Raw genomic sequence first — 6,595 nt, 5'->3', positions numbered from 1 at the left:
ATCCGCAGCTGGTCAGAGCGCGCTGGAACAGGAAGGCTTCATCGTGCACGAAGCCAAAAACGCCCGCGAGGGCGTCACCGAAGCCGGCACCCGCAAGCCCGACCTCATCATCCTCGACCTCGGCCTGCCGGACGCCGATGGCAAGCAGGTCATCAGCGAAATCCGCAACTGGAGCAGCGTGCCCATCGTGATCCTCTCTGCCCGCACCCAGGAATCCGAAAAGGTGGAAGCGCTCGATGCCGGCGCCGACGACTACCTGGTCAAGCCGTTCGGAATGCCCGAGCTGCTGGCGCGGATGCGCGCCCAGTTGCGGCGTCATGCGCGCGCCTCAGGGGCGGGTCAGTCCAGTGGACGGTATCGTCTGGGGGAGGTGGTGGTGGATCTGCCGGCGCGCAGCGTCAGTCGCAATGGCGAAGCCCTGCACCTGACGCAGATCGAATACCGCCTGCTCTCGACCCTGTTGCGTGACGCCGGTCGCGTCATCACGCACCGGCAATTGCTGGTGGCCGGCTGGGGCCCATCCCATGCCGAAGATGGCCACTACCTGCGCATCTACATGCAGCGCCTGCGCCAGAAGCTGGAGCACGATGCGGCCCAGCCAGTGCACATCCTCACCGAGATCGGCGTCGGTTATCGCGTGGCCGAAGTGGTGGCCGAGTAGCTTGCCGGCTGCTTGTTCTCTATGGCCCGGTCACGGCCAGTTCAGCAGCGGCAGCGCCAGCCCCACCATGGCGATGCAGCCCAGGTTGAGCAGCAGGCGCTGGCGCTTGAGCACGAAGGACAGCAGCCAGGAGCCTGCCAGAAAGACGATGAAGTTGGCCAGGTATTGCTTGGCCGCCGCGGCCACCGGCAACTCCGGCGCCTCGGCCAGCCCTGAGAATTTCCAGGCACAAGCCAGTGCCGCCAGTACCGCGCAGTTGAAGTAGGTGTTGATGGTGGGGAAGCTGTCTTCCTGATGATCCGACACGTCCACGCTTTGGCATTGATTGTCGCGGTAGCTTGCCTCCAGCCAGTGCCGCTCGCCGCGCCAACGGTACAGGCTGGCGCCGTCTTCACGTATCTGCTGGGATTGCGGCGGGCCCAGGCGGGCCGTCATGAATTCAGGCGCGGTGTTGCGCCACTCGGCAGTCTGTGCGGCACGGAAACGCTGCTCCAGTTGCCGCGCCTTGCGACGCCGGCCCAGTTGCTTCAGGGCCAGCTGCGCCAGGGCCAGGGAATTGAACAGGTAGATCCATTGCAGGATGGTGTTGTAATCGGCTTGCATGGGCAGGTCGGATGATGGCAATAGCGATGAGGATGCCGCATCTTGCCGTCAGCCTTGACGCTTGTCCAGCCCAACCGTAGTCAGGGGGTTCTAACGCGATATGAACCTAAAGATCCCCCCATAGATCAATCTGGCGGCGGATCTGGCCATTGCCTGCATCGCAGATGAACATGACTTCCCGCAAGTCTTGCCGCACCACGTAGCGGAAATAGGCGTGATCACTGCGGGCCACGAATTCCTCGCCCTCTATCTTGCCGGCCATGGCCTGGCCGATCTGGCGCCGGCACTCCTCACGATGCTGCAAGGCCTGCGGCGAGGGACCGTAGTCCTGCTCCGAACGATAGGGCACCACCGCTTGCGTGAGCGGCGCCAGGCTGGCGCAGATCAGGAACAGCAGCAGCGCCACCAGCACGCAGCGATAGCGGTGCCGCTGCGCGGTACGCAAAAACAGATGACGCGGCGAGAGCGGGTGGAGGCGATCTTCGCCACGTTTCCAGTGTAGACGGCTACGCATGATGACTCACCTCCTTACCCATTCTCACGTTCGGTTCACATTGTCGTTTCAGATAAACGCAGCTCAGAAACTCTTGTTGATCGACGCCACCCACTGGTTGCGACCGATGTTCTTGCCGCGGATGGTATAGCCGGCGTCCCGGCGCATTGCTGCCCGTGTAGGCCAGACCCAGCACGTAGCCGGAGTAGTCGCGACTGAGGCCCAGCTTCCAGTCGGTATAGGAGAGACTGGAGGCATTGGGGCCGGTATAGTGCTGGCGCCCGATGTGGGCCAGGCCGTTGATGCCGGCAAACAGTTCATGGTTCACCGACAGGTCGGCATAGGTGGTGCCGCTGGTACCGGCATTGCCGAAGGTATCGCCGGTGCTGTAGGAATACTTGAAGGCGATCCACTTGGCATCCAAGCCCAGGTAGAGCTCGGTGGTATCGGGCTTGGTCATGCCGGCCGGATAGCTGCCGGGGTAGGCATAGTGCAGCACGCCGATGTCGCCGCTGAGCCAGTCGTTCAAGGCAGGCTTCCAGCCGCCGTAGAGATCGGCTTCCAGGCTGGCCGAAGCGGCTGGATTGCCATCGGAAATCCAGCTCACGTTGGACAGCCACACACCGGCATAGAGACCGTTGTCATGGTTCAGGTCGAAGCCGCCTTGCAGGGCCGGTTTCTGATTGGTCTGGGTGGTGCCACGGAACACATACTGGCTGACCACGCCGATATTGCCGGTGAGATGCAGCGGTGAAGCAGAGGTATCTGCGGCAGCGGCGGCGGGTGCAGCAGCCACGCTTTCCTGCGCCTGGGCCGGCGCGATCACGGCGATGGTCAGCAGCGCAGCAGCTGCCGCCAGTGTGGCCAGGCCGGCCAGTTGCGCATTGCGCAGGCGGCGCCGCCCCAGCGGCGTGAAGCGGACGAGTTGTTCTGGATCTTGTTGGTCTTGTTGTGAGGGACGGCGGTTCATGCTGGATGCTCCACGGGTTGAGGAGCATGAAGCTTAGATTTTGTGACGTTTAATCCAGGTAAAACTTTAAATGTCCGTCGTAAAAATGGCGTAAAAAGTTCGATCGGAAGATCGCGGATGGCCGCGTCATTGCTGGCGATTCCTCTTTTACGATATCTCAAAAGGCGAGAGCGTTTTATAGAAATATTTAGTTTTTCTTCTGGTTAACTTTCTAATTCCTTATCATTTATCCGGGCCACCCACAGCTCGCTACCTGACCTGGATGCCCATGACGCGCCCGTGCTGTGGTACCTGATGAAAACCTGAGCGCTTGCCATGGTGCCGGTGCGCAAGTCACCCTCGCCGCCATCAAGCCTGCGTCGACGGCCACTGCGGCGCACGCTTTTCCAGGAACGCCGCGATCCCCTCCATCGCTTCGTCGTCCATGATGTTGCAGGCCATCACCTCGGCCGCGTGGGCATAGGCATCGGGCAGCGCCATCATCTGCTGCCGGTACACCAGGGCCTTGCCGCGTGCCATCGAGATGGCGGGCTTGCTGCAGATCTCGCGCGCCAGGGCTTCGGTGGCGGCGTCGAGTTGCGTCTCGGGCACGGCCTGGTTGATCAATCCCCAGTCGGCGGCGGTGGCGGCATCGATGAACTTGCCGGTGACCAGCATTTCAAAGGCGCGCTTGATGGGCAGGTTGCGCGTCAAGGCCACGGCCGGGGTGGAACAGAACAGGCCGACATTGATGCCCGAGACCGCAAAGCGCGCACTGTCGGCGGCCACCGCCAGGTCGCAACTGGCCACCAACTGGCAACCTGCGGCCGTGGCCAGGCCCTGGACCTTGGCGATCACGGGCACCGGTAGCGCTCGCAAGGATTGCATGAGCTGGCTGCAACGTTCGAATAATTGCTGGTAGTAAGCCTGCTCGGGAGTGGCGTGCATTTCGCGCAGGTCGTGGCCGGCGCAGAAGGCGCGGCCATTGGCGGCCAGGATCACGCAGCGGACCTGGTCGTCGTGCGCCAGGGCGTCGAGTTGCGTCTGCAGGGCCTGCAGCATGGCTTCGGAGAGCGCATTGAATTGCTGCGGGCGATTCAGGGTGAGGGTGGTGATGCCGCGCTGGTCGTGCCGTAGCAGCAATTGCGGGCTGGATGCTTGCATGATCTCGTCTCCTGGTGATGATGAGGCCGGCAGTCTGCGCTGCCCGGCATAGCCTCCAGACTACCTCAAAGCGAGCTTAAAGCGTCCTTAAGCATCCATATACGCCGCATTCATCCCATGCCGAGCAAGGCTTCCAGATCGTCGTCCTCGCCTTGCGGGGTGGACATGTCGAGCACGCTTTCGATGTGGTGCAGGTGCTCCAGCATGGTGGCAATCGCGTCCTCGGTGCGGCCCTCGGAGATGGCGTCGATGATGTGGCCATGATCGTCGTGGGTGCAGGCCGGTACCGTGGGCGAGTCGTAGAGCACGATGATGAGGCAGGTCAGCGAGGCCAGCTCGCGCATCATCTTGCTCATCACCGGGTTGTCTACCATGTCGGCGATGCGGATGTGGAATTCGCCGGATAGACGGATGATGGCGCGGCGGTCGTTGTCGGCGCGGGCCTGGGCTTCTTCGGCGACATGGGCGCGCAGCAGGGCGATGTGCTCGGGCCGGGTATGTTCGCACAGGTGGCGCAGCAGGGCCGGCTCCAGCAGGCGGCGTGCAGCGAAGATGTTGCGGGCTTCTTCCGGGGTGGGGCTGGCGACGAAGGCGCCGCGGTTGGGGATGGTGATGATCAGGCCTTCATGCGCCAGCCGTGCCAACACCTCGCGCACGCGGGTGCGGTTCACGCCAAAGATGCCGGCCAGCTTTTCTTCCACCAGCTTGGTGCCGGGAGTGAGCCGGTGTTCCATGATGGCGCCGACGATGCGTTCGTAGATGGCGTCGCCGGCCAACGGGCGCACGCTGAAGGCCTGGCCGGGCAAGGGGCTGTTGTCCGGGTTCTCGTGCTTGTTGTGCTTCTTGCGGGTGCTGCTGGCGGTAGAGGTGCTCATGAGGTCTGGGATGGATGCGGTATGGCGTTTGCCCGTCATCATAACGGAAAATTGTGCGGGTTGATTGTCACAAAATAATAAAAAACAAGGCACAAAGTTTCTTTCTTATTGTTGCACTTCATCGGGGCATTTTTTTGATTCTGACCGCAAGGATGGACTTGTTTGGTGCGTTTCCGCTTCTTGCTGATGGCCCATCATGGCTGGCGGGATCAGCGGAAAGCCCATCAGATCGGACTTGTTCGGGCAATTCCCAGCGCTTGCGATGCGCCATTTCTGGCTGGCACAGGCTTTGCATAAACGGTGGCAATAGAAAACAGGATTGTCACAAAATATTTTTTCGCTTGTTCATCTGGGAGAACACCATGCAACAGCAAGTCCGCAAGTCCCCCTTCGGCCTGTCCTTCAAGGCCGCCGCCCTGGCTACCCTGCTGGCCTGTACTGCATTGGGCGCCGGCTCGGCGCTGGCCCAGGCCAAGCCGAAGATCAAGCTGGCCTATGCCAAGTGTGCGCATTGCATGTCCATGGCCATGGTGCCGGCGTTGGCCCAGAACGTGGAGATTGAAGGCATCAACTTCACCGCCGGCAGCGATGCCCTGACCGCACTGGTGTCCAAGAGCGTGGATATCGCCCAGGTGACTTACCTGGCCTACGTCAGCGGGCTGGACAAGGGCTTTGATCTGGTAGCGGTGTCGGGCCAGGTCAATGGCGGTTCCGAGATGCTGGTGGGCAAGGACAGCAAGCTGGGTGCGGACGACTGGGCCGGTCTCAAGAAGCTGATTGCGCAATACAAGGCCGAGGGCAAGCCCTTCCGCATTGCCGCTTCGCGCGGCAATGCGCAGGATCTGCACATGCGTGGCGAACTGGCCGGGCATGGCATCGACCCTTCCAAGGACGTGCAGTTCATCAACATCCCCAATCCCTCGGACCATGCAGCCGCACTGGCACGCGGCGAGGTGGAACTGATCTGCTCGGTCGAACCTTTCGCTTCGCAGATCCGCATGACCGGGGTTGGCAAGCATTTTGCCTATCCCTATGACCAGGCTGCCGGTCGCCTGACCAACCTGATCGTGACGCGTTCGGATGTGATCAAGGAACATCCGGCCGAAGTCAGGGAAACGGTAGCCGCCGTGGTCAAGCTGGTCGATGGCTTGCAGAAGGATAAGCAGGGCTGGATCAATAGCATCGTCAAGGGTACCGGGCTGGATGCCAAGATCGCTACCGAGGCGCTCAACAATGCCTATCCCGACTATCGCATGTACCGCACCCAGACCAAGGCCATTGCCGCCATGATGAAGGACTTGAGGTACGTCTCCAGCGATGTCTCGGCGCTGGCAGAAAAGAACATGGACTACAGCTTCCTGATGAGCGTGACCGGCAAGCCCAAGACCGAACTCGGTTATTGATTCACGACGACACACTAGCCCCAAGGAACGATCATGAGTGGATGGAAGCAATCCCTGTCGGAAGCCAAGTGGCGCTTTGCGGTGCCGCTGTTGCTGGTGCTGGGCTGGGAGGCATTCTCCCGCTCGGGCATGATCCCGGCCTCGCTGCTGCCGGCGCCCTCGCGCGTGTTTGCGACCTGGATGGACTGGATCTTCGGCATCAATGAGGCGGCCCAGGACAGCAGCGGCAAATGGATCTATGACGCCATGGCCAGTTGCCTGCGGGTGACGGCAGGCTATCTTATCGCGGCAGTGTCCGGCATTGCGCTGGGGGTGGCCATCGGTTGGTGGCGCTGGGTCGAGCGCACCATCGAACCGACCGTGCAGATGCTGCGGCCGATCCCGCCGGTGTCGTGGATTCCGCTGGCCATCATCTGGTTTGGCATGCCAACAAGCCGGCCATCTTCC

Annotated in this window: 7 protein-coding genes and 1 pseudogene; 3 read left to right on the top strand and 5 right to left on the bottom strand. The window is 61.7% G+C overall.

Annotation, left to right across the window (positions count from 1 at the left end):
* The coding region (locus tag I5W_RS21130) for a response regulator (RefSeq protein ID WP_044530708.1) at positions 1 to 661 on the top strand (661 nt) is incomplete at its 5' end.
* Between the two features lie 30 nt (positions 662 to 691).
* Here the strand turns inward: I5W_RS21130 and I5W_RS21125 are convergent.
* The 5 genes from I5W_RS21125 to I5W_RS21105 all read right to left on the bottom strand — a co-directional run bounded on the left by I5W_RS21125 (position 692) and on the right by I5W_RS21105 (position 4,745).
* Positions 692 to 1,264, bottom strand: a complete 573-nt coding sequence (locus I5W_RS21125) for a hypothetical protein (RefSeq protein ID WP_017452355.1) — start codon at positions 1,262 to 1,264, stop codon at positions 692 to 694.
* A gap of 106 nt (positions 1,265 to 1,370) precedes the next feature.
* A complete protein-coding gene (locus tag I5W_RS21120; protein ID WP_044530707.1) occupies positions 1,371 to 1,778 on the bottom strand; it encodes a hypothetical protein in 408 nt (135 codons plus the stop codon).
* Positions 1,771 to 2,727, bottom strand: a complete 957-nt coding sequence (locus tag I5W_RS21115) for a TorF family putative porin (RefSeq protein WP_252717156.1) — start codon at positions 2,725 to 2,727, stop codon at positions 1,771 to 1,773. The genes I5W_RS21120 and I5W_RS21115 overlap by 8 nt, the downstream gene beginning before the upstream one ends.
* A 348-nt stretch (positions 2,728 to 3,075) precedes the next feature.
* Complete coding sequence (locus I5W_RS21110; RefSeq protein WP_044530706.1) at positions 3,076 to 3,870, bottom strand: enoyl-CoA hydratase; 795 nt, start codon at positions 3,868 to 3,870, stop codon at positions 3,076 to 3,078.
* A 110-nt stretch (positions 3,871 to 3,980) separates the two neighbouring features.
* Positions 3,981 to 4,745 carry a GntR family transcriptional regulator gene (locus I5W_RS21105; RefSeq protein WP_231738771.1) on the bottom strand — a complete coding sequence of 255 codons (765 nt, stop codon included), beginning with the start codon at positions 4,743 to 4,745 and terminating at the stop codon, positions 3,981 to 3,983.
* Positions 4,746 to 5,107: 362 nt separating this feature from the next.
* Between I5W_RS21105 and I5W_RS21100 the strand changes: the two genes are divergently transcribed.
* Entirely contained in the window at positions 5,108 to 6,148 is a 1,041-nt protein-coding gene (locus tag I5W_RS21100; RefSeq protein ID WP_026052076.1) for an ABC transporter substrate-binding protein, read from the top strand.
* A gap of 33 nt (positions 6,149 to 6,181) precedes the next feature.
* Positions 6,182 to 6,595, top strand: a pseudogene (locus I5W_RS21095) (ABC transporter permease); the annotation flags it as partial.

Source organism: Herbaspirillum sp. B65 (genome assembly GCF_000333555.1).
Taxonomy (GTDB): domain Bacteria; phylum Pseudomonadota; class Gammaproteobacteria; order Burkholderiales; family Burkholderiaceae_D; genus Herbaspirillum; species Herbaspirillum rubrisubalbicans.
The sequence above is the reverse complement of the archived record's forward strand: the minus strand, read 5'-3'. Positions and strand labels throughout refer to the sequence as shown.

Bases quoted from the DNA above. Each gene is read 5' to 3' on its own strand.
- I5W_RS21125 (WP_017452355.1), bottom strand. From the start codon at position 1,264: ATGCAAGCCGATTACAACACCATCCTGCAATGGATCTACCTGTTCAAT.
- I5W_RS21100 (WP_026052076.1), top strand. From the start codon at position 5,108: ATGCAACAGCAAGTCCGCAAGTCCCCCTTCGGCCTGTCCTTCAAGGCC.
- I5W_RS21120 (WP_044530707.1), bottom strand. From the start codon at position 1,778: ATGCGTAGCCGTCTACACTGGAAACGTGGCGAAGATCGCCTCCACCCG.
- I5W_RS21110 (WP_044530706.1), bottom strand. From the start codon at position 3,870: ATGCAAGCATCCAGCCCGCAATTGCTGCTACGGCACGACCAGCGCGGC.
- I5W_RS21105 (WP_231738771.1), bottom strand. From the start codon at position 4,745: ATGAGCACCTCTACCGCCAGCAGCACCCGCAAGAAGCACAACAAGCAC.
- I5W_RS21115 (WP_252717156.1), bottom strand. From the start codon at position 2,727: ATGAACCGCCGTCCCTCACAACAAGACCAACAAGATCCAGAACAACTC.